Annotated in this window: 19 protein-coding genes; 10 read left to right on the top strand and 9 right to left on the bottom strand. The window is 66.7% G+C overall.

Features of this window, described 5'->3' with window-relative positions; translation table 11 throughout:
• The first annotated feature begins 18 nt into the window (after window positions 1-18).
• Window positions 19-420: a DoxX family protein gene (locus tag BSY239_RS19015; RefSeq protein WP_083240224.1), complete on the top strand. Its 402-nt coding sequence runs from the start codon at window positions 19-21 to the stop codon at window positions 418-420.
• A gap of 18 nt (window positions 421-438) precedes the next feature.
• Here the strand turns inward: BSY239_RS19015 and BSY239_RS19020 are convergent, their stop codons facing one another.
• Together BSY239_RS19020 and BSY239_RS19025 are read right to left on the bottom strand one after the other, a co-directional pair.
• Window positions 439-1878, bottom strand: coding sequence for an NAD-dependent succinate-semialdehyde dehydrogenase (locus BSY239_RS19020; RefSeq protein WP_069048179.1), 1440 nt, complete (start codon window positions 1876-1878; stop codon window positions 439-441).
• A gap of 95 nt (window positions 1879-1973) precedes the next feature.
• Window positions 1974-3524 carry a YifB family Mg chelatase-like AAA ATPase gene (locus tag BSY239_RS19025; RefSeq protein ID WP_069048180.1) on the bottom strand — a complete coding sequence of 517 codons (1551 nt, stop codon included), beginning with the start codon at window positions 3522-3524 and terminating at the stop codon, window positions 1974-1976.
• Between the two features lie 396 nt (window positions 3525-3920).
• On the opposite strand from BSY239_RS19025, the gene glnK reads away from it, so the two are divergent.
• The 7 genes from glnK (at window position 3921) to BSY239_RS19060 (ending at window position 9729) form a co-directional block, all read left to right on the top strand.
• The gene (gene glnK, locus BSY239_RS19030; RefSeq protein ID WP_056264790.1) at window positions 3921-4259 is read left to right on the top strand and encodes a P-II family nitrogen regulator; all 339 of its coding nucleotides are present in this window, start codon (window positions 3921-3923) and stop codon (window positions 4257-4259) included.
• Between the two features lie 31 nt (window positions 4260-4290).
• Window positions 4291-5733 (top strand): ammonium transporter, encoded by a 1443-nt coding sequence (locus BSY239_RS19035; RefSeq protein WP_069048181.1) that lies wholly within the window; start codon window positions 4291-4293, stop codon window positions 5731-5733.
• A gap of 177 nt (window positions 5734-5910) precedes the next feature.
• The gene (locus tag BSY239_RS19040) at window positions 5911-6135 is read left to right on the top strand and encodes a hypothetical protein (RefSeq protein ID WP_069048182.1); all 225 of its coding nucleotides are present in this window, start codon (window positions 5911-5913) and stop codon (window positions 6133-6135) included.
• Window positions 6136-6272: 137 nt separating this feature from the next.
• Window positions 6273-7397 (top strand): glycolate oxidase subunit GlcE, encoded by a 1125-nt coding sequence (gene glcE / locus BSY239_RS19045; RefSeq protein WP_069048183.1) that lies wholly within the window; start codon window positions 6273-6275, stop codon window positions 7395-7397.
• 6 nt (window positions 7398-7403) lie between these two features.
• A complete protein-coding gene (gene glcF / locus BSY239_RS19050) occupies window positions 7404-8645 on the top strand; it encodes a glycolate oxidase subunit GlcF (RefSeq protein WP_069048184.1) in 1242 nt (413 codons plus the stop codon).
• Entirely contained in the window at window positions 8642-8986 is a 345-nt protein-coding gene (locus BSY239_RS19055) for a CidA/LrgA family protein (RefSeq protein ID WP_069048185.1), read from the top strand. Before glcF ends, BSY239_RS19055 begins: the two co-directional genes overlap by 4 nt.
• Window positions 8983-9729, top strand: coding sequence for an LrgB family protein (locus BSY239_RS19060; protein ID WP_069048186.1), 747 nt, complete (start codon window positions 8983-8985; stop codon window positions 9727-9729). The genes BSY239_RS19055 and BSY239_RS19060 overlap by 4 nt, the downstream gene beginning before the upstream one ends.
• Before the next feature lie 13 nt (window positions 9730-9742).
• Here the strand turns inward: BSY239_RS19060 and BSY239_RS19065 are convergent, their stop codons facing one another.
• The 7 genes from BSY239_RS19065 to BSY239_RS22235 form a co-directional block, all read right to left on the bottom strand.
• Window positions 9743-10495: a 5'-methylthioadenosine/adenosylhomocysteine nucleosidase gene (locus tag BSY239_RS19065; RefSeq protein WP_069048187.1), complete on the bottom strand. Its 753-nt coding sequence runs from the start codon at window positions 10493-10495 to the stop codon at window positions 9743-9745.
• The gene (locus BSY239_RS19070; RefSeq protein WP_069048188.1) at window positions 10495-12183 is read right to left on the bottom strand and encodes a long-chain-fatty-acid--CoA ligase; all 1689 of its coding nucleotides are present in this window, start codon (window positions 12181-12183) and stop codon (window positions 10495-10497) included. Before BSY239_RS19070 ends, BSY239_RS19065 begins: the two co-directional genes overlap by 1 nt.
• Window positions 12184-12388: 205 nt before the next feature.
• A complete protein-coding gene (locus tag BSY239_RS19075) occupies window positions 12389-13813 on the bottom strand; it encodes an NAD(P)(+) transhydrogenase (Re/Si-specific) subunit beta (protein ID WP_069048189.1) in 1425 nt (474 codons plus the stop codon).
• Window positions 13810-14136, bottom strand: a complete 327-nt coding sequence (locus BSY239_RS19080) for an NAD(P) transhydrogenase subunit alpha (protein WP_069048190.1) — start codon at window positions 14134-14136, stop codon at window positions 13810-13812. Before BSY239_RS19080 ends, BSY239_RS19075 begins: the two co-directional genes overlap by 4 nt.
• 22 nt (window positions 14137-14158) lie before the next feature.
• A complete protein-coding gene (locus BSY239_RS19085) occupies window positions 14159-15292 on the bottom strand; it encodes a Re/Si-specific NAD(P)(+) transhydrogenase subunit alpha (RefSeq protein WP_069048191.1) in 1134 nt (377 codons plus the stop codon).
• A gap of 106 nt (window positions 15293-15398) precedes the next feature.
• The gene (locus BSY239_RS19090; protein ID WP_069048192.1) at window positions 15399-16769 is read right to left on the bottom strand and encodes a sensor histidine kinase; all 1371 of its coding nucleotides are present in this window, start codon (window positions 16767-16769) and stop codon (window positions 15399-15401) included.
• A complete protein-coding gene (locus BSY239_RS22235) occupies window positions 16770-17246 on the bottom strand; it encodes a 7TMR-DISMED2 domain-containing protein (RefSeq protein WP_172823130.1) in 477 nt (158 codons plus the stop codon).
• Between the two features lie 257 nt (window positions 17247-17503).
• On the opposite strand from BSY239_RS22235, the gene BSY239_RS19100 reads away from it, so the two are divergent.
• Window positions 17504-18007, top strand: a complete 504-nt coding sequence (locus BSY239_RS19100) for an NUDIX hydrolase (RefSeq protein ID WP_069048194.1) — start codon at window positions 17504-17506, stop codon at window positions 18005-18007.
• Between the two features lie 162 nt (window positions 18008-18169).
• Entirely contained in the window at window positions 18170-19225 is a 1056-nt protein-coding gene (locus BSY239_RS19105; protein WP_069048195.1) for a response regulator, read from the top strand.
• Window positions 19226-19260: the final 35 nt, after the last annotated feature.

Here is a 19260-nt window from a genome sequence, read left to right on the forward strand (position 1 = left end):
TCAACCGACATTGAACACATGAACGCGATCAACAACCTCTTCAACCAACCCCGCTTGGGCGTGATCCTGCTGCGCTGGACGCTCGCCATCCTCATGATCTTTCACGGCTGGGCCAAGGTGACCGGCGGCGTGGGCGGCATTGAGGGCATGCTGGTGGCCAAGGGCCTGCCCGGCGCACTGGCCTACGGCGTGTACCTGGGCGAACTGATCGCCCCGCTGTTCCTGCTGGTGGGCGTGTGGGTGGTGCCGGCGGCGCTGGTGATCGCGATCAACATGGCGTTTGCCCTCGCCCTCGTCCATGCGGGCCACTTCATGGACATCACCAATACCGGCGGCTGGCGCCTGGAGTTGCAGGCGTTCTTCTTGATGACTGCGCTGGTGGTGGCTTTCACGAACAAGCTGGGCCCCAACAAGGGGTGATGCACCCCCTGCTCTGCCTCAGACATTCATGATGGAAACCGACCGGGCATTCAGGTAGGCCTCCATCGCCTCAGGCCCGCCCTCCGAGCCGTAGCCCGAATCCTTGATGCCGCCGAACGGCATTTCGGCCGAGGGCATGGCGGGCATGTTGACCCACAGCATGCCCACCTCGACGCGGCGCGCCAGCAGGTCGGCGTTTTTCAACGAACGCGTGAAGGCGTAGCCGGCCAGGCCGAAGGGCAGGCGGTTGGCCTCGGCAATCGCTTCGTCCAGGGTATTGAAGCTGCGCACCGCGGCCATGGGGCCGAAGGGCTCGTCGTTGAACACGCGCGCGTCCAGCGGCACGTCGGTCAGGATGGTGGGCTGCCAGAAGTTGCCGGCTTCACCGATGCGCTCGCCGCCGGTGGCCAGCGTGGCGCCGCGCTCCACGGCGTCTTTGGTGAATTCGGCCATGGCCGTCACGCGGCGCGGGTTGGCCAGCGGGCCCATCTGCGTGCCTTCGGCTGAACCGTCGCCCACCGAGAGGCCGGCGGCGTGTTTCACCAGCGCGGCCGAGAACTCCCTGGCAATGCTCTCGTGCACCAGGAAACGCGTGGGCGAAATGCAGACCTGGCCCGCGTTGCGGAACTTGGCGCCGCCCGCGGTCTTCACGGCAAGTGCCACGTCCGCGTCTTCGGCCACGATCACCGGCGCGTGCCCACCCAGCTCCATGGTCACGCGCTTCATGTGCTGGCCGGCCATGGCGGCGAGCTGTTTGCCCACCGGCGTGGAGCCGGTGAAGGTGATCTTGCGGATGACCGGGTGCGCGATGAGGTAGGTGGAGATCTCCGACGGCGTGCCGTAGACCAGCCCCAACACGCCGGGCGGCAGGCCGGCGTCGGCAAAGGCGCGCACCAGCTCGGCCGGCGCGGCCGGGGTTTCTTCGGGCGCCTTCACGATCATGGAACAGCCCGTGGCGAGCGCCGCGGCCAGTTTGCGCACGACCTGGTTGACGGGGAAGTTCCACGGCGTGAACGCGGCCACCGGGCCGACCGGGTCCTTGAGCACCATCTGGCGCATGGCGAGGTTGCCGCGCGAGGGCACGATGCGGCCGTACACCCGCAGGCCTTCGTCGGCGAACCATTCGATGATGTCGGCCGCGGCCATGGCCTCGCCCTTGGCCTCGGCGAGCGGCTTGCCCTGCTCTTGCGTGAGCAGCGCGGCAATGGCGCCGGCGCGCTCGCGCATCAGCGCGGCAGCGGCGCGCATGACCTTGGCGCGTTCGATGGGCGGCTTGTCGCGCCAGATTTCAAAGCCTTTTTGCGCGGCGTCCAGCGCCAGGTCGAGGTCGGCCTGGCGTGCGTGGGCCACCCGGCCGATCTCTTGGCCGGTGGCCGGGTTGAACACGGCCAGCGTCTCGCCAGCGGCGGCGTCGCGCCATTGGCCGTGGATGAACAGTTGGGTGTGGGGGTAGCTCATGGTGTCTCCTGCTTCAGATGGGGGAAGCCGGAAACCATACCAGTTGCATCGCGGCACCACAGGACAAGGTCATGTGGCGCGCGGCCCGTCTCCTGTCAGCCGCCCGGTGTGACCACCCGCCGGTACTGCACCGCTTCGGCGATGTGCGCCACGCCCACCGTGTCGCTGCCCGCGAGGTCGGCGATGGTGCGCGCCACCCGCAGGGCGCGGTGGGTGCCGCGCGCGCTCCAGCCCAGGCGCGCGGCCGCGGTGTGCAGGAACTTGACGGCCAAGGCTTCGGCCTGGGCGTGTTCGTCGAGCGCGCGCCCTGCCAGGGCCTGGTTGGCCGAACCCTGGCGGGCCTGCGCACGGTCCCTCGCCGCGGTCACACGCTCGCGCACGCAGACGCTCGATTCGCCCGGCTGGTGGGTGCACAGGTTCTCCGGCGGCAGCGCCGGCACCTCCACGTGCAGGTCGATGCGGTCCAGCAGTGGGCCGCTGAGCTTGGCCTGGTAGCGCGCCACCTGGTCGGGTGTGCAGCGGCAGGCACGGGTGGGGTGGCCCAGAAAGCCGCAGGGGCAGGGGTTCATGGCGGCCACCAGCTGAAAGCGCGCCGGGAACTCGGTCTGCATGGCCGCGCGCGAGATGCGGATGTGCCCGCTTTCCAGCGGCTCGCGCAGGGCCTCCAGCGCGGCGCGGGGAAATTCGGGGAGTTCGTCGAGAAACAACACGCCGTGGTGCGCGAGCGAAATCTCGCCCGGCCTCGGCGGCGAGCCACCCCCCACCAGCGCCACCGCGCTGGCGCTGTGGTGCGGCGCGCAGGTGGGCCGCTGTCCCCAGCGCGCCAGATCGAACCGCCCGGCCAGCGAGGCCACCGCTGCGGATTCGAGCGCCTCCAGCGTGCTCATGGGCGGCAACAAGCCCGCAAAACGGTGGGCCAGCATGGACTTGCCGGACCCGGGCGGCCCGGCCATCAAGACGCTGTGGCCACCAGCGGCCGCGATCTCCAGCGCGCGGCGGGCGGCGCTCTGGCCTTTGACGTCGGCCAGATCCGCCAGCGCAGGCGCTTCCCCGATCGTATGCGCCGAAAGCCGCGCCCAACCGCCGTCGTCGGGCGGCTCGGCCGTGGATGCGCTCTCGGGGAGAAAGCGGGCAATCACATCGAGCAGGTGGCGCGCCCGGTAGACCCGGGCCTGTGGCACCAGCGCGGCTTCTTCGGCGCTGCCCGGCGGCAGCACGAGCCGGGCGTTGCTGGCGTCAGGGCCGGCGTCGCGGTGCAGCGCCAGGCTCATGGCGAGCGCGCCGCGCACCGGGCGCAGTTCACCGCCCAGGGAGAGTTCGCCAGCGAATTCCCAGTCAGCCAGCCGCGCCGCGCTGATCTGCCCGCTGGCCGCCAGGATGCCCAGCGCAATGGGCAAATCGAAGCGGCCCGAGTCCTTGGGCAGGTCGGCCGGGGCCAGGTTGACCGTGATCTTCTTGTTGGACGGAAATTCCAGCCCCGCGTTGGCGATGGCCGAACGCACGCGTTCGCGGGCCTCTTTCACCTCGGTGTCTGCCAGGCCCACGAGGGTGAAGCTGGGCAGGCCGTTGGCCAGATGCACTTCCACCTGCACCGGCCTGGCGTCCAGCCCGAGCAGCGCGCGGCTGCGCACCAATGACAGTCCCATGGCGATTCACTCCCTGTTTCGGTGCGCGATGTCCACCTTTTCGGACGGACGCACGGTTTTGTGGAAAGGCACTTGTTTGGTGCGCACCCTCGGGGTGCGGCGCCGCGGTGTGGGTCCAACCCGGTTCAGCGGCGGCTCGCGGAGCTCACCGACACACGTTTGTTCCCGCGCTGGCGACTGTAGTGAGCGTGGAAGCCCGCAACCCCAGGGGGTAGGGATGCCGTGGGTTGGCATATTCCCTGCTAGGTCTTGTAAGCGATTGATTCGAAGCGTGGTCCGCCATGCCGCAGTCAGCCCACCGCGATTGGTTTGCTTCCGGGCATGCCGAACTCGTTTCCACCTCGGTGTCGGCCATCCGGTCCCATCACCCTCCTGTTCAAGAAGAGGAATAGCAGCATGAAAATGGTTTCAGCCATCATCAAGCCGTTCAAACTGGACGAAGTGCGTGAAGCACTCTCCGGCATGGGCGTGCAAGGCATCACCGTGACCGAAGTCAAGGGCTTCGGCCGCCAGAAGGGCCACACCGAGCTGTACCGCGGCGCGGAATACGTGGTCGACTTTCTGCCCAAGGTCAAGATCGAAGCGGCCGTCTCCGACGACCTCGTCGATCGCGTGATCGAAGCCATCGAAGGTGCGGCACGCACCGGCAAGATCGGCGACGGCAAGATTTTCGTCACCTCGCTCGAACAGGTGGTTCGCATCCGCACCGGCGAGACCGGCAAAGAAGCGCTCTGATCATCGCCACTGAACAAGAAAGATCACAGACATGAAAAAACTGATTGCAACCCTGCTGCTGGGCGCCGGCCTGGCCTTTGCAGGCCTGAGCGCCACCGCGCAGACCACGACCGAAGCGCCTCCCGCTGCCGCCGCAGCGCCGGCTGCCGATGCACCCGCTGCCGCCCCCATGGCTGTTGAAGCCCCGGCTGCTGCCACCGCCGCCCCGGCCGAGGCAGCGCCTGCTGAAGAAGCGGTCAAGGAAACCATGGACAAGGGCGACGTGGCCTGGATGATGGTCTCCACCATCCTCGTGGTGCTCATGGTCGTGCCCGGCCTGGCCCTGTTCTACGGCGGCCTGGTCCGCAGCAAGAACATGCTGTCGGTGCTGATGCAGGTGATGGTGGTGTTCTCGCTGATCGTCGTGCTGTGGGCCGTGTACGGCTACAGCCTGGCGTTCGGCGGTGAAGGCCTGATCGTTGCCAACCTCGACAAGGTCTTCCTGATGGGCATCACGCCCGCCACGCTGGCCGCCACCTTCACCCCCGGTGTGATGATTCCCGAGCTGATCTTCGTTGCCTTCCAGGCCACGTTCGCCGGCATCACCTGTGCGCTGATCGTGGGCTCGTTCGCCGAGCGCATGAAATTCAGCGCTGTGCTGCTGTTCTGTGCCCTGTGGTTCACCTTCAGCTACATCCCGATCGCCCACATGGTCTGGGGTGCCGGTGGTTACTTGTTCGACAAGGGCGCGCTGGACTTCGCTGGTGGCACCGTGGTGCACATCAACGCCGCCATCGCCGGTCTGGTGGGTGCCTACATGCTGGGCAAGCGCATCGGCTACGGCAAGGAATCGATGGCGCCTCACAGCCTGACGCTGACCATGGTCGGTGCCTCGCTGCTGTGGGTGGGCTGGTTCGGCTTCAACGCCGGCTCCAACCTGGAAGCCAACGGCGGCGCCGGCCTGGCCTTCATCAACACCCTGCTGGCCACGGCCGCTGCGGTGCTGGCCTGGTGTGTCGGTGAAGCGCTGTCCAAAGGCAAGGCCTCGATGCTGGGCGCTGCGTCCGGCGCTGTGGCCGGTCTGGTGGCCATCACCCCCGCTTGCGGCTCGGTGGGCCCCATGGGCGGCATCATCATCGGCCTGATCTCCGGCTTCCTGTGCCTGTGGGGCGTGTCCGGTCTCAAGAAGATGCTGGGCGCCGACGACTCGCTGGACGTGTTCGGTGTGCACGGCGTGGGCGGCATCGTGGGCGCGCTGCTCACCGGCGTGTTCTCGGCCGGTTCGCTGGGCGGCATCAAGGGCGACGACTACTCCATCGCCAGCCAGATGGTGGTGCAGGCCGAAGGCGTGCTGATCACCCTGGTGTGGTCGGGCATCGTGGCCTTCGTCTGCTACAAGATTGTGGACATGATGGTGGGTCTGCGCGTCTCGGAAGAAGCCGAACGCGAAGGTCTGGACATCACCGCTCACGGCGAAACGGCTTACAACCGCTGAGTCCTGCAGGTCTCACCGCGCGGTGTGGCTGGTTCTTCAACGAAGGCCCCACCGCGCAGTTGCCGAGATTCTCCTGTGGAAGTTGAACCCGCGTGGCCAACCGGCACGCGGGTTTTTTTGTGCCTGACGAGTTCTTTATAGTTACTGCGTTTTCACCGCAGCAACCTGGAGGAACCCATGAGCCACGCTTCCCTGTCCCGCACCGTGATCGCCTTGTCCGCCTTCTTCGTGCTTTGCGCACAGGCCGCGGGACCGAACCCGTCCGGCAGCCCACGCAAACCCACCTCGGTGAAGTTTCACAAGGCGCCGTCGGAAGAAAGCCCCGCAGCGCGGGAGAAGCGCCTGCAGCGCGAGTGCAAAGGCCGGGCGAATGCAGGCATGTGCCTGGGCTACACAAGATAAAAGCCAGCCCCCACGCTCCGCCGCTTCGCGGATTGCTGTCCCCGGGGGCCGGCTTGCGCCGGTTCGCAGTGGGTTTGCATTCCCGCATGCAAAAAAAATCAAAGTCTCGCGAAGCCCCGGCGACTACCATCGTCCGGATGCAAGCCAGCACCACCGAACACCCCGGCCACCTGATCGATCAGATTCTGCAGGCTGGCGCCGACCGCCAGCCCCTGCGCATCGTCGGCGGCAACACCAAATCCTTTCTCGGCGTGCCCACCCCGGGCACCGAACTCTCCACCACCGACTGGTCGGGCGTGGTCAGCTACGAGCCGACCGAACTCGTCATCACGGTGCGCGCGGGCACGCCGCTGGCCGAGGTCGAGGCGCTGCTGGCCGGGCAGGGCCAGTGTTTTCCGTTTGAACCCCCGCGCTTCGGCCCGGGCGGCACTGTGGGCGGCATGGTGGCCGCGGGTCTGGCCGGCCCGGCGCGGGCCACCGCCGGCTCGGTGCGGGACTACGTGCTGGGCGCACGCTTCATCAACGGCCGCGGTGAACTGCTGACCTTCGGGGGTCAGGTCATGAAAAACGTGGCGGGCTACGACGTGAGCCGCGTGATGGCCGGCGCCATGGGCACGCTCGGCGTGATCAGCGAGGTCAGCCTCAAGGTGCTGCCGGTGGCGCTGGCCGAGGCCACGTTGGTGTTCCCCCTGGGTCAACACGACGCGCTGGAACAACTGCACCGCTGGGGTGGCCAGCCACTGCCGATCAACGCCAGTTGTTGGGTGAAGGATGAGACCGCGGCGGACGCGCCCGAGCTGCTGTTCGTGCGTCTGCGCGGCGCCGTGGCCGCGGTGGAAGCGGCCTGCGAGCGCATGGCGCGCGAGGCCGGTGGCACCCGCATGGACAACGCACAGGCCGGCCCCGACTGGGACGCCTGCCGCGACCAACGCCTGCCCTTCTTCGACGCCCCGTCGCCCGATGTGTGCCTGTGGCGCCTCTCGGTGCCGCAGACCGCGCCCGTGCTCGCGTTGCCGCACGCGCAGTTCATCGAGTGGCAGGGCGCGCAGCGCTGGCTGTGGGCGCCTGCGTCGGCGGCCGCCGAGCTGCGTGCGGCGGCCAGCGCAGTGAACGGCCACGCCACCCTGTTCCGCGCCGGTGCCGATGGCGCGCCTGGCGTGCCGCGCTTCCAGATGCAGGGCGCTGCGCTGCAAAGCATTCAAGCCCGCTTGATGGAATCGTTCGACCCCGCCGGCATCTTCAATCCAGGTCGCATGGCCTGACCTCTCATGCAAACCCAGCTCTCCCCCGAATACCAGGCCCGCGCCGACGGCCGTGCGGCCGAGGCCATCCTGCGCAAGTGCGTGCACTGCGGTTTCTGCACCGCCACCTGCCCCACGTACCAGCTGCTCGGCGACGAGCTCGACGGCCCACGCGGACGCATCTACCTGATCAAGCAGGTGCTCGAAGGCGCCGAGCCCACGCGCAAGACGCAGATGCACCTGGACCGGTGCCTCACCTGCCGCAACTGCGAGACCACCTGTCCCAGCGGCGTGGACTACGGCCACCTCGTCGACATCGGGCGCCAGCTGGTGGACGAAAAGGTGCCGCGCCCGGCTGCCGAGAAAACCGTGCGCTGGCTGCTCAAGGAGGGCCTGCCCTCCCCGCTGTTCGGCCCGGCCATGAAGCTCGGCCAGTTGGTGCGCCCGCTGTTGCCCGCGTCGCTGCAGAACAAGGTGCCCGCGCCCCGCAACGCCGGCCGCCTGCCCACGCGCACGCATGCGCGGCGCGTGCTGCTGCTGGCAGGCTGCGTGCAGCCGGCCATGATGCCGAGTATCCACAGCGCCACCGCGCGTGTGCTGGACGCCGCCGGCATCCAGGGTGTGCTGGCGCCGGCTGCGGGCTGCTGCGGCGCGGTGAAGTTCCACCTCAACGACCAGAGCGGTGGCATGGCGCAGATGCGCGCCAACATCGACGCCTGGTGGCCGCTGGTCGATGGCCCGGATGCGGTGGAAGCGATCGTGATGAACGCCTCGGGCTGCGGCGTGACGGTGAAGGAATACGGCCACATCTTGCGCGACGATCCGGCCTATGCCGCCAAGGCCGCGCGCATCAGCGAACTCACACAAGACCTCAGCGAGCTGCTGCCCGCGCTTGTGCCTGCGCTGCGGTCCCTGCTGAAGCACGCACCCGATGCCTCGCGCGTGATCGCCTTCCACCCGCCCTGCACCTTGCAGCACGGCCAGAAGCTCAAGGGCGGTGTGGAGCATCACCTCGCCGCGCTCGGCTTCACGGTGCAGGTGGCCAAGAACGAAGCCCACCTGTGCTGCGGCTCCGCCGGCACGTATTCGGTGCTCAACCCCGAGATCGCCTACGAGCTGCGCGACCGCAAGCTCGGTCACCTGGGTGAATTGCAGCCCAGTGTGATCACCAGCGCCAACATCGGCTGCATCACGCACCTGCAAAGCGGCACCACCACACCGGTGCGCCACTGGGTGGAAGTGCTGGACGAGGCGCTGACCACGCCATGATCCCTGCGCTGGCCACGCTGCTGGTGTTCCAGTTGCTGGGCGAAGCGCTGGTGCTCGCCACGGGTGCGCCCATGCCCGGCCCGGTGGTGGGCCTGGCCCTGCTGCTGTTGACGCTGGTGTTGCGCCCCTCGGTGCTGGGCGCCATCAAGCCCACCGCGCAGACGCTGCTGCAGCACCTTTCGTTGTTGTTCGTGCCGGCCGGTGTGGGCGTCATGCTGCACCTGCAGCGCCTGGGCAACGAAGCGCTCGCGATCGGTGTGGCGCTGGTGGTGAGCACCCTGGTGGGGCTCGCGAGCGCGGCGCTCACCATGGCGTGGTTGATGAAACGGACCCAACGATGACACCCGCGCTGCCTCTGCCCGGCGCGCTCGCCGACATCTGGGTCTACCTCTCGGCCACGCCGCTGCTGGGTCTCACGCTCACGCTGCTGGTCTACCACGGCGCGTTTTTGCTCTACCAGCGAAGCGGCTTCAACCCGCTGGCCAACCCGGTGGCCATCGCCATCGCGGTGCTGGCCACGCTGCTGTGGGCCACCAGCACGCCCTACGCCACCTATTTCGAAGGCGCGCAGTTTGTGCACTTCCTGCTCGGGCCGGCCACGGTGGCCTTGTCCATCCCGCTGTTCGAACAGCTCCCCCGGCTCAAGCGCCTGTGGCTGCCCATCGCGGGCGCGCTGGTGGTGGGCACGCTGGCGGCCACCGTCACCGCCATCGGCGTGGGCTGGGCACTGGGTGCGTCCAAAGCCACACTGGCGTCGCTCGCACCGAAGTCGGTCACCAGCCCCGTGGCCATGGGCATTGCGGAGAAGATCGGCGGCATCCCCTCGCTCACTGCCGTGCTGGTCGCGGCCACCGGCATCATCGGCGCCGCCAGCGCGCGGTTCTTGTTCGACGCCTTGCGCATCAAAGACCCGGTGGTGCGCGGCTTCGCGCTGGGCACGGCGGCGCACGGCATCGGCACCGCGCGGGCGTTTCAGGTGAGCGAGGAGATGGGCGCTTTCGCCGGGCTGGCCATGGGCCTGTCGGCGCTGTTCAGCGCGGTGGCACTGCCGCTGGTGGCGGGGCTGCTGCTGCGGTGGGTTTGACGACCCGCCGCGTTCAGTCGCTCAGCAAGGCCTCGACGATCGCTCCGCTGTAGCGGCTGGCCACCTCGCGCAGGAAGCGCGGGAAGTCCACGTGCGCCGCGTCGTCGGCGCGGTCGGAAATGGTGCGCACCACGGCCAGCGGCACGCGGTAGTCGTGACACACCTGGGCAAAGGCCGCGCCCTCCATTTCCACCGCCAGCGCCTCGGGCAGCTCGCGGCGCAGGGCCTCGCTCTCGGCGGTGGTTGACACAAAACGATCACCGCTGATCAGCAGGCCCTGGTGGCACCGGGGCGCGTGCAGGCCGAACGCGCTGCGCACCGCTTCAGGCAACTGCGTGGGCAAGGAGCGCAACACGCTTTCGCTCGCGCGCAGCAATTGCGCAGTGAGCGCCGCATCGGCGTCAAAGGTGGAGCGGCCATAGCCGGGGACTTCGTGGCGCGCAAAGAGTGGCGAGGCGTCCATGTCGTGCTGCAGGAAGTGCCGCGCCACCACCACGTCACCCACGTTCACACCCGGTCGCACACCACCGGCCACCCCGGTGAACACGATGCGTTGCACGCCGAAGCGCTCGATCAATGCCGTGGCGGTGGTGGCTGCAGCCACCTTGCCGATGCCCGAGAGCACGGCCACCACGTCGTGCCCGTGCAGGTGGCCGCGCCAGAAGGTGCGTCCGCCCGCGGTCTGCTGTTGCTCGTCGGGCATGAGCGCCAGCACAGCGGCCAGCTCCTCGTGCAGCGCGCTGACGATGGCGGTGGGGCCTCCCACTATTTTTTGTCGCGCAGCTCGCGACGCAGGATCTTGCCCACCGGCGTCTTGGGCAGCTCGGTGCGGAACTCCACCACCTTGGGCTGCTTGTAGCCGGTGAGGTTGGCCTTGCAATAGTCGCGCACCTGGGCTTCGGTCAGCGCCTCGTCTTTTTTCACGATCACAAGCTTGACCGCCTCGCCCGACTTGTCGTCGGGCACACCGACCACGGCGCACTCCATCACGCCAGGCAACTGCGCCACCACGTCTTCCACCTCGTTGGGGTAGACGTTGAAGCCGCTGACCAGCACCATGTCCTTCTTGCGGTCGACAATTCTGAAGTACCCGCGCTCGTCCATCACGCCCACGTCGCCGGTCTTGAAGTAGCCGTCGGGTGTCATGACCTTGGCGGTCTCGTCGGGCCGTTGCCAGTAGCCCGCCATCACCTGCGGTCCTTTGATGGCGATCTCGCCAGGCTGGCCCATCGGCACCTCGACGCCATCGTCGTCGAGGCACTTGAGCCAGGTGTTGGACAGGGGCAGGCCGATGGTGCCGCTGAAGGCGGTGCTGGTGGTCGGGTTGCAGGTGGCCGAAGGGCTGGTCTCTGACAGGCCATAGCCTTCGCAGATCGGGCAGCCGGTTTTCTCCAGCCAGAGTTTGGCCACAGCGCTTTGCACCGCCATGCCGCCGCCCACCGAGACCTTGAGGTTGCTCCAGTTCACGGTGTTGAACTCGGGGTGGTTGGCCAGCCCGTTGAACAGGGTGTTGACCGCGGGGAAGCTGTGGAAGGTGTGCTTGCCCAGCTCTTTCAACACCGCGGGCAAATCGCGCGGGTTGGGGATCAGGATGTTCAGGGCCCCGGTGCGCATGCCCAGCATCATGTTCACCGTGAACGCGAAGATGTGGTACAGCGGTAAGGCGCACACGCTGGTGGGCTGCTCGTTCTCGGGCACACGGCTCATGGCCGGCTCGTTCCAGGCGTCGGACTGCAGCAGGTTCGCGATCACATTGCGGTGCAGGAGCACGGCGCCCTTGCTCACGCCGGTGGTGCCGCCGGTGTACTGCAGCACCGCCATGTCGTCGGGTTTGATGTCGGGGCGCTTGAGCGTGCCGCGTGTGCCCTTGGCAATTGCGTCGTTGAACCGCACGGCCTGCGGCAGGCTGAAGGCGGGCACCATCTTCTTGACGTTGCGCACCACGTAGTTCACCAGCGCGCCCTTGAGCAGACCCAGCTGGTCGCCCATGGACGTGAGCACCACGTGTTTCACCGGCGTGTTGGCGATGCACTGCTGCAAGGTGCTGGCGAAGTTCTCGATGATCACAATGGCCTTGGCGCCCGAGTCCTTGAGCTGGTGCTCCAGTTCACGCGGCGTGTACAGCGGGTTCACGTTCACCACCACCAGGCCCGCGCGCAGGATGCCCGCGACGGCCACCGGGTACTGCGGCACGTTGGGCATCATGATCGCCACGCGGTCGCCCTTGACCAGACCCAGGCCCTGCAGGTAGGCCGCAAACGCGAGCGACAGGCTGTCGGTCTGCGCAAACGTGATCTGCTTGCCCATGAAGCTGTAGGCCGGCCGGTTCGCGTATTTGCCGAAGCTCTCTTCCATGAGGTGCACCAGCGAGCTGTACTGCGCCACGTCGATGTCGGCGGGCACACCGGGGGAATACGAGCCCAGCCAGGGACGGTCGGCCGTTGATGCGGTCATGCATGATCTCCAGAACTTGGTATTGAAAACAACCCGCCATTGTCGGGCTGCGTGGCATGGCGGGGCCTCGTGTTTTTCCCTTACGACTTTCTGACGACTGGACGCAGAGTCGCGTCCAACGAAGATTGCTTGCTACAAAAACCAAGGGGCCGGCATGGCAGCCGGCCCCTTTGACAGAAAACCTTCCGGCACATGGCCGGGGCCGTCATTCGATGGCTTTGGTCATGTCCTCAACGACCTTCTTCGCGTCGCCGAACACCATCATGGTCTTGTCCATGTAGAAGAGTTCGTTGTCCAGACCCGCATAACCCGCGGCCATGGAGCGCTTGTTCACGATCACGGTCTTGGCCTTGTAGGCTTCGAGGATGGGCATGCCGTAGATGGTGCTGCCCTTTTGCAAGGCGGCGGGGTTCACCACATCGTTGGCGCCCAGGACGATGGCCACGTCGGCCTGGCCGAATTCACCGTTGATGTCTTCCATCTCGAACACCTGGTCGTAAGGCACCTCGGCCTCGGCCAGCAACACGTTCATGTGGCCCGGCATGCGGCCCGCCACCGGGTGGATGGCGTACTTCACTGTGATGCCTTTTTCGGTGAGCTTGTGCGCCAGCTCCTTCACCGCGTGCTGCGCGCGCGCAACGGCCAGGCCGTAGCCGGGCACGATCACCACGGTCTCGGCGTTGCCCAGCACGAAGGCCGCGTCGTCCGCGCTGCCGCTCTTGACCGGCCGCGCTTCGGCTTTGGCGCCACCCGCCGTGGCAGCCTCACCGCCGAAGCCGCCCAGGATCACGTTGAAGAACGAGCGGTTCATGGCCTTGCACATGATGTAGCTCAGGATCGCGCCCGAGCTGCCCACCAACGAGCCGGCAATGATCAGCATGGAGTTGTTCAGGCTGAAGCCGATGCCCGCTGCCGCCCAGCCCGAGTAGCTGTTGAGCATGGACACCACCACCGGCATGTCGGCGCCGCCGATGGGAATGATGATCAGCACGCCCAGCACAAACGAGAGCGCGATCATCAAGAAGAACGCAGGCCAGTTTTCGGTGAACGCAAAGAACACGCCCAGACCCACCGTGGCCAGACCGAGCACCAGGTTGATCATGTGCTGGCCGGAGAAGGTGACCGGTGCGCCCTGGAACAGACGGAACTTGTACTTGCCCGAGAGCTTGCCGAAGGCGATGACCGAACCGCTGAAGGTGATGGCGCCGATGGCCGCACCCAGGAAGAGTTCGATCTTGTTGCCGAAGGGAATCGGCACGCCCTTGGCGACGATGCCGAAGGCGTAGGGCTCGGCCACCACGGCCACCGCGATGCAGACCGCCGCCAGACCGATCATGCTGTGCATGAAAGCCACCAGCTCGGGCATCTTGGTCATCTCGACCCGATTGGCCATGATGGCGCCGGCGCCACCACCCACCACAAGACCCACCAGCACCCAGACCATGCCCTCGGCCTTGCCACCGGAGAGCTCGACGATGAGCGCGGCGGTGGTGAGGATGGCAATCGCCATGCCGGTCATGCCGAAAACGTTGCCGCGGATGGACGTGGTCGGATGGCTCAGGCCTTTGAGGGCCTGGATGAAACAGATGCTGGCCACCAGGTACAGCAGGGTCACCAGGTTCATGCTCATTTGTGCGCTCCCTCAGCGGCCACAGGCGCCTTGCGTTCCTTCTTCTTGAACATCTCCAGCATCCGCCGCGTGACCAGGAATCCACCGAACACGTTGACCGCAGCCAGCGCCACCGCCAGCACACCCATGGTCTTGCCCAGGTTGGTCTCTGTCAGGGCCGCTGCGAGCATGGCACCCACGATCACGATGGCCGAGATCGCGTTGGTCACGGCCATCAGCGGCGTGTGCAGCGCGGGCGTGACGTTCCACACCACGTGGTAGCCCACGTAGATGGCCAGCACAAAGATGATGAGGTTGAGAACGGTGGGGGATACGGCTTCCATGGTCTTGTCCTTGGTGTCTCGTTCAGCTCTTGCGTTTCACTTCACCGCCCTGCGCCATCAGGCAGGCCGCGACGATGTCGTCTTCCATGTCCACGTGCAGCGCGCCGTCCTTGTTGACGATGAGCTTGAGGAAATCGAGCACGTTGCGCGCGTACAGCGCCGAGGCGTCGGCGCCCACCATGGCGGCCAGGTTGGTCTCGCCGACGATGGTCACGCCGTGCTTGACCACCGTGCGGTCGGTCTCGGTGATCGGGCAGTTGCCGCCCACACCATTGGCGCCCTTGCCGGCGGCGATGTCCACGATCACGCTGCCCGGCTTCATGGACTTGACCATGTCTTCGGTGATGAGCACCGGCGCGGCTCGACCCGGAATCAGGGCGGTGGAAATCACCACGTCGGCCAGCGCCACGCGCTTGGCGACCTCGGCCTTCTGCCGCTCCAGCCAGCTCGGCGGCATGGGCCGGGCGTAACCGCCCACGCCTTCGGCCGCTTCTTTCTCTTCGGCCGTCTCGTACGGCACATCGATGAACTTGCCGCCCAGCGATTCGACCTGTTCCTTCACGCTCGGGCGAACGTCGGACGCTTCGATGACCGCACCCAGGCGCTTGGCCGTGGCAATGGCCTGCAGGCCCGCCACACCCACACCCAGAATGACCACGCGAGCGGCCTTGACGGTGCCGGCCGCCGTCATGAGCATGGGGAAAAAACGCTGGTAGTGGTGCGCCGCGAGCATCACGGCCTTGTAGCCGGCGATGTTGGCCTGCGAAGACAACACGTCCATGCTCTGCGCGCGGGTGGTGCGCGGTGCGGCTTCGAGTGCAAAGGCGGTGAGGCCGGCTCGCGCCATGCGTTGCAGGCCTTCGGCGTCGAACGGGTTGAGCATGCCGACCACGGTGGCGCCCGGCTTCATCTGGGCCAGCTCGTTGTCGAACGGGGTGCGCACCTTGAGCACCAGGTCGGCACCCAGTGCGCTGGCCGCGTCGGTGATCTCGGCCCCCACCGCGGTGTAGGCCGCGTCGGTCACGCTGGCGGCCAGGCCGGCCCCGGACTGCACGCGCACCGTGTGCCCCTGGGCCACGTATTTTTTGGCCGTCTCGGGCGTGACGGCCACTCGGGTTTCGCCCACTGTGGTCTCAGTGGGTACGCCAATCATCATGAACGTCTCCTCGCTCGCGGGTTGGGGAATCAGCTGGCAAGCTTAACTGAAGGTCGCCGCCCGGGCAGGCGTGGGTGAACTGCCTTGGCCCGACCGGCGTGCACGGTCATTCGTTGGGAGGCGCCAACGGCACCAGCAACTGAAAGCAAGTGCCCCGCCCGACCACCGAGCGCAGGCTCAGCTGGATGTCCAGCAGGAGGGCACACCGACGCACGATGGACAGCCCGAGCCCCAGACCCGATTCACCCGACTGTGCGGCACCGCCCCTGAAGTATTCCTCGAAGACGGCATCCTGTTCTTCGGGTGCGATGCCTGGCCCGGTGTCCCAGACCTGCAGCAGCAGGCCCGTGCGACGCACGCGGCACGACAGCAACACACCACCCCGCTCGGTGTACCGAATCGCATTGGCCACCAGATTGCACACCATGCGCTGCAGCAACATGGGGTCGCTCCTCACCCAAGCGACGCAAGGGGTGACGCGCCAATCGAGATCGCGTTGCCGCGCCAGCGGTTCGAAGAGCAACTCAACTCGCTCGAGCATCTTCTGCACGGAATGGCGTGTGATGGAAGGTGTGAGATCGGCGCGATCGAGCTGAACCACCATGGCCAGGGAACCCAGCAGGTCGTCGGCCAACTGCATGGCCGAGCGGATTTGCGCGAGCGGCGCGTCCAGCTGGGGGGCGGCCGGCGCATCCACCAGGCTCTGCATGGCCAGCCGCATGGCATAGAGCGGTTGCTGGATGTCGTGCGTCACCGTGGCCATGAAGCTGGACTTTTCAGCCAGGGCACGCTGGGCTGCGTCGTGTCTGACAGTCGCAGCGGTCCTGTCGGCAAAGGCTCTTTCCTTGGCCAGACGATCCGAGCGTATCCGGTCGGCCAGCGCGAACGACAACAGAACCAGTTCGAGCGAAGAGCCCATCATCATGATGTTGGCCAGCACAGGATGGTGAGGAAAGGCCCCGAGCCGGAACAGGGCGAACAGGGCGCCCGCCAGAAACAGGGTGACCCAGGCCAGGGCGAAATACTGCGCGCCGGGCCGGCGTGCGCGCACCGCGTCCCACGTGATCAGCGTCAGGAAGACGACCGTGAGAAAGCCGGCCGGGCCCAGGATGTACCCCGCGATCACGTTGTCCAGAAAAGGCAGCCCCAACAGCACGACCAGCCAGGCCCCAGCACTGCCGCGCAACCACCGGTCGATGCGTGGCGCGGCCTGGCGCGTCTTGAGAAACGCGCGCACGAACAACATCGCCAGCGCGGCCGAACAGGCGATGGCCAGGTTGTTGATGAACGTGCTGGAAGCTGCCCACGCGGGCCACACCCACTGCGCACCCAGTCCGGTGTTGGCCAACTGGCTCAATGTCAGGGCGAGGACGCACCCAAGGTAATGGAGGTAAACACGCTCGCGTATGAGCAGGTAGAGAAACAGGTTGTAGGCAAACAGCCCCATCACCAGTCCGAAATACAGACCGGACAACACTTAGCGCACCTGATCCGCTTGCCAGAACGCCCGGGGTCGCCACAGGCTCACGGGAACGTAGAAGACGCCGCGTGAGTGCACGTGCATGTACACCGTGTATTCGGTGCCGGCTTTCAGCGCAAGCTGTGACAGCAGGAAGGGATGCACTCGAACGGCGTCTGCGCGTCCAGGCGATGCGTTGCCGCCGCTCCAGCGCGCCACAGTCTGGCCGTCGAGCAACACGAGCACATCGACCCGGTCAAGATGTGGGTTCGCCACCACCCAGAGCCAGTCGCCCCCGCCCGTATCGCCGGTGTTGAGGGTGGTCCTGGACCACATGTGCGCCTCACGGGTACCGAAATTGTCACGGTTCCATCGCCCGTTCAGCGGTGTGAACCCGGCGCCCGGTGGTGGCTTGGTGGGCTGCCAATCTCCTGCGCCGTCAACAAGAAACTCCAGCCGGTCGGTGAGGGACAGCGCGTCGACCTGGCTCGTCAAGGAGACGACAGGCCGCGTCTGGGCAGAAACTGGCGACCATCCCAGGCACGAGGCACTCACCAAGACCATCCAGCGAATCGCCCACGACAGGTGGGACACGCCCCATCCACGCCATGTCATAGATCCACCCCGTTTGTTTGACTTTTGCCGCCTTGTCTGCTTCTTTTGTAATTTAAAAGTGCGACTTTTCGAGGATACCGCCCGGTTTCTGCCCTGACAAGCATTTCAGGCCACCACCTGATATCAATAATGCATGGATGAATACACGATGGAAACCCAGTGTCACCGTGGCGGCCGTCATTGAGCGCGATGGCAGGTATCTGCTGATTGAAGAACACACGCCGGAGGGACTGCGCCTGAACAACCCGGCAGGACACCTCGACCCCGGAGAGAGCCCGGCCCAGGGAGTGGTGCGCGAAACGCTGGAAGAAACCACCCACCGGTTCACGCCCACGGCGCTGGTGGGCGTGTACCTCTCGCGGTTTCAGCGGGCAGGTCAGAGCCCCGCAGACGACGAGGACATCACATACCTGCGGTTTGCCTTTTGCGGAGAGCTGGGGAATGCGGTGCCGGGGCTCAGTCTGGACACCGGCATCGTGCGCACGCTGTGGCTCACGCCCGACGAAGTGCGCGCCAGTGCCGCGCGACACCGCAGCCCGCTGGTGCTGCGCTGCATGGAAGACCACCTCGCGGGCCTGCGGTACCCGATGGATCTGGTGCAGACCGATGCGTCGGTGATGCACAACCCGCCTCGCGGCTGAAGCCGTCCCGGTCGCGGCAGGCAGGGCCCGCACCGCAGGTGCAAGCCAAGATACTGCCTGCGGGGTATGGGCGAAAGCACGGGCCAAAAATAGCATCGTGCCCGTACTGCAACTGGTCAGGTTGGCGCTCGTCAGGGGTCACCCTGACAGCCCCTGACCCCCATGACCACCCCCACCAAACCCCGCGTCCTGTGTGTGGACGATGAACCCGGCGTGCTGCGCTCGCTACACGCCTTGCTGAGCGACCGTTTCGACGTGTTCTCCGCCACCCATGCCGACGAAGGCCTGGCGCTGATGCGCCACAGCGGGTTCGACGTCGTGATCAGCGACCAGCGCATGCCCGGCATGCCCGGCATGCCCGGCACCGAGTTCCTGGAGCAGGTCAAGGAATTGTCGCCCCAGACCATGCGCCTGTTGCTCACCGGCCATGCCGAATACACCGACGTGCTGCGATCGGTCAACGACAGCGAGGTGTTCCGGTACATCCACAAGCCCTGGGACAACCAGCACCTGCTGGACATGGTGACCTACGCCGCCACCGTGGCGCGGGAAGTGCCGCTGCGGCGGCCCGCGACCCGCCACACCAACCCCGTCGCCCAGGCACCGACGGACCCGGATCTTCGGTTCGGCAGCGACATTGAAGCCGTGTTGCTGATGGACGAGGACCCGACCACCGAGCACCTGCTGCGAACGGCGCTGGGGCAGGACATGCTGCTGCTGTGGGCGCGCAGCCCGGGCGAAGCGGTGAGCCTGATGCACCGCCACAAGGTGGCCGTGATCGTGGCCGACACCCACTCGGGCACCAGCGCAACGCTGAACCTGATCCGCGCCGTGAAGCGCAGCAGCCCCAACATCGTGGCCGTCATGCACGCTGCCGACTGCGACAGCGCCACCATCGGCCGCCTGATCAACGAGGGCCAGATCTTTCGCTTCATGTCCAAACCCGCCGGGCCGGCCTGCATGGGCCGGACCATCCAGGCGGCCCTGGAGAAGCACCGCCAGCTGATGGCGCAACCATCGAGCGTCGCGCGCCACGCGCTCGACATCTCCCGCCTGGCGGCCTTTGCGCGTTCCCGACACGATCCTGTGGATGGTGTGCCATCCGCCGCCCGGGGCTGGATGGCGTGGGCCGAACCCGCGCCGCTGGCCGTGTCCGGTCGGCTGTGGTCCCGGCGCTCGGGCATGCGCTGGCTCAGGCGTCTGTTGCGCCACACCTGAATCCTCTGCGGCGGGCGCGGCGGGCGCTTTGGCAT

The sequence above is a fragment of the Hydrogenophaga sp. RAC07 genome (assembly GCF_001713375.1).
In the GTDB taxonomy this organism is placed as follows: Bacteria; Pseudomonadota; Gammaproteobacteria; order Burkholderiales; family Burkholderiaceae_C; genus Hydrogenophaga.

What these genes read in the sequence shown, in the direction of transcription:
- BSY239_RS19015 (WP_083240224.1), top strand. Translation starts at nt 19, where the DNA reads ATGAACGCGATCAACAACCTCTTCAACCAACCCCGCTTGGGCGTGATC.
- BSY239_RS19020 (WP_069048179.1), bottom strand. Translation starts at nt 1,878, where the DNA reads ATGAGCTACCCCCACACCCAACTGTTCATCCACGGCCAATGGCGCGAC.
- BSY239_RS19025 (WP_069048180.1), bottom strand. Translation starts at nt 3,524, where the DNA reads ATGGGACTGTCATTGGTGCGCAGCCGCGCGCTGCTCGGGCTGGACGCC.
- glnK (WP_056264790.1), top strand. Translation starts at nt 3,921, where the DNA reads ATGAAAATGGTTTCAGCCATCATCAAGCCGTTCAAACTGGACGAAGTG.
- BSY239_RS19035 (WP_069048181.1), top strand. Translation starts at nt 4,291, where the DNA reads ATGAAAAAACTGATTGCAACCCTGCTGCTGGGCGCCGGCCTGGCCTTT.
- BSY239_RS19040 (WP_069048182.1), top strand. Translation starts at nt 5,911, where the DNA reads ATGAGCCACGCTTCCCTGTCCCGCACCGTGATCGCCTTGTCCGCCTTC.
- glcE (WP_069048183.1), top strand. Translation starts at nt 6,273, where the DNA reads ATGCAAGCCAGCACCACCGAACACCCCGGCCACCTGATCGATCAGATT.
- glcF (WP_069048184.1), top strand. Translation starts at nt 7,404, where the DNA reads ATGCAAACCCAGCTCTCCCCCGAATACCAGGCCCGCGCCGACGGCCGT.
- BSY239_RS19055 (WP_069048185.1), top strand. Translation starts at nt 8,642, where the DNA reads ATGATCCCTGCGCTGGCCACGCTGCTGGTGTTCCAGTTGCTGGGCGAA.
- BSY239_RS19060 (WP_069048186.1), top strand. Translation starts at nt 8,983, where the DNA reads ATGACACCCGCGCTGCCTCTGCCCGGCGCGCTCGCCGACATCTGGGTC.
- BSY239_RS19070 (WP_069048188.1), bottom strand. Translation starts at nt 12,183, where the DNA reads ATGACCGCATCAACGGCCGACCGTCCCTGGCTGGGCTCGTATTCCCCC.
- BSY239_RS19075 (WP_069048189.1), bottom strand. Translation starts at nt 13,813, where the DNA reads ATGAGCATGAACCTGGTGACCCTGCTGTACCTGGTGGCCAGCATCTGT.
- BSY239_RS19080 (WP_069048190.1), bottom strand. Translation starts at nt 14,136, where the DNA reads ATGGAAGCCGTATCCCCCACCGTTCTCAACCTCATCATCTTTGTGCTG.
- BSY239_RS19085 (WP_069048191.1), bottom strand. Translation starts at nt 15,292, where the DNA reads ATGATGATTGGCGTACCCACTGAGACCACAGTGGGCGAAACCCGAGTG.
- BSY239_RS19100 (WP_069048194.1), top strand. Translation starts at nt 17,504, where the DNA reads ATGAATACACGATGGAAACCCAGTGTCACCGTGGCGGCCGTCATTGAG.
- BSY239_RS19105 (WP_069048195.1), top strand. Translation starts at nt 18,170, where the DNA reads ATGACCACCCCCACCAAACCCCGCGTCCTGTGTGTGGACGATGAACCC.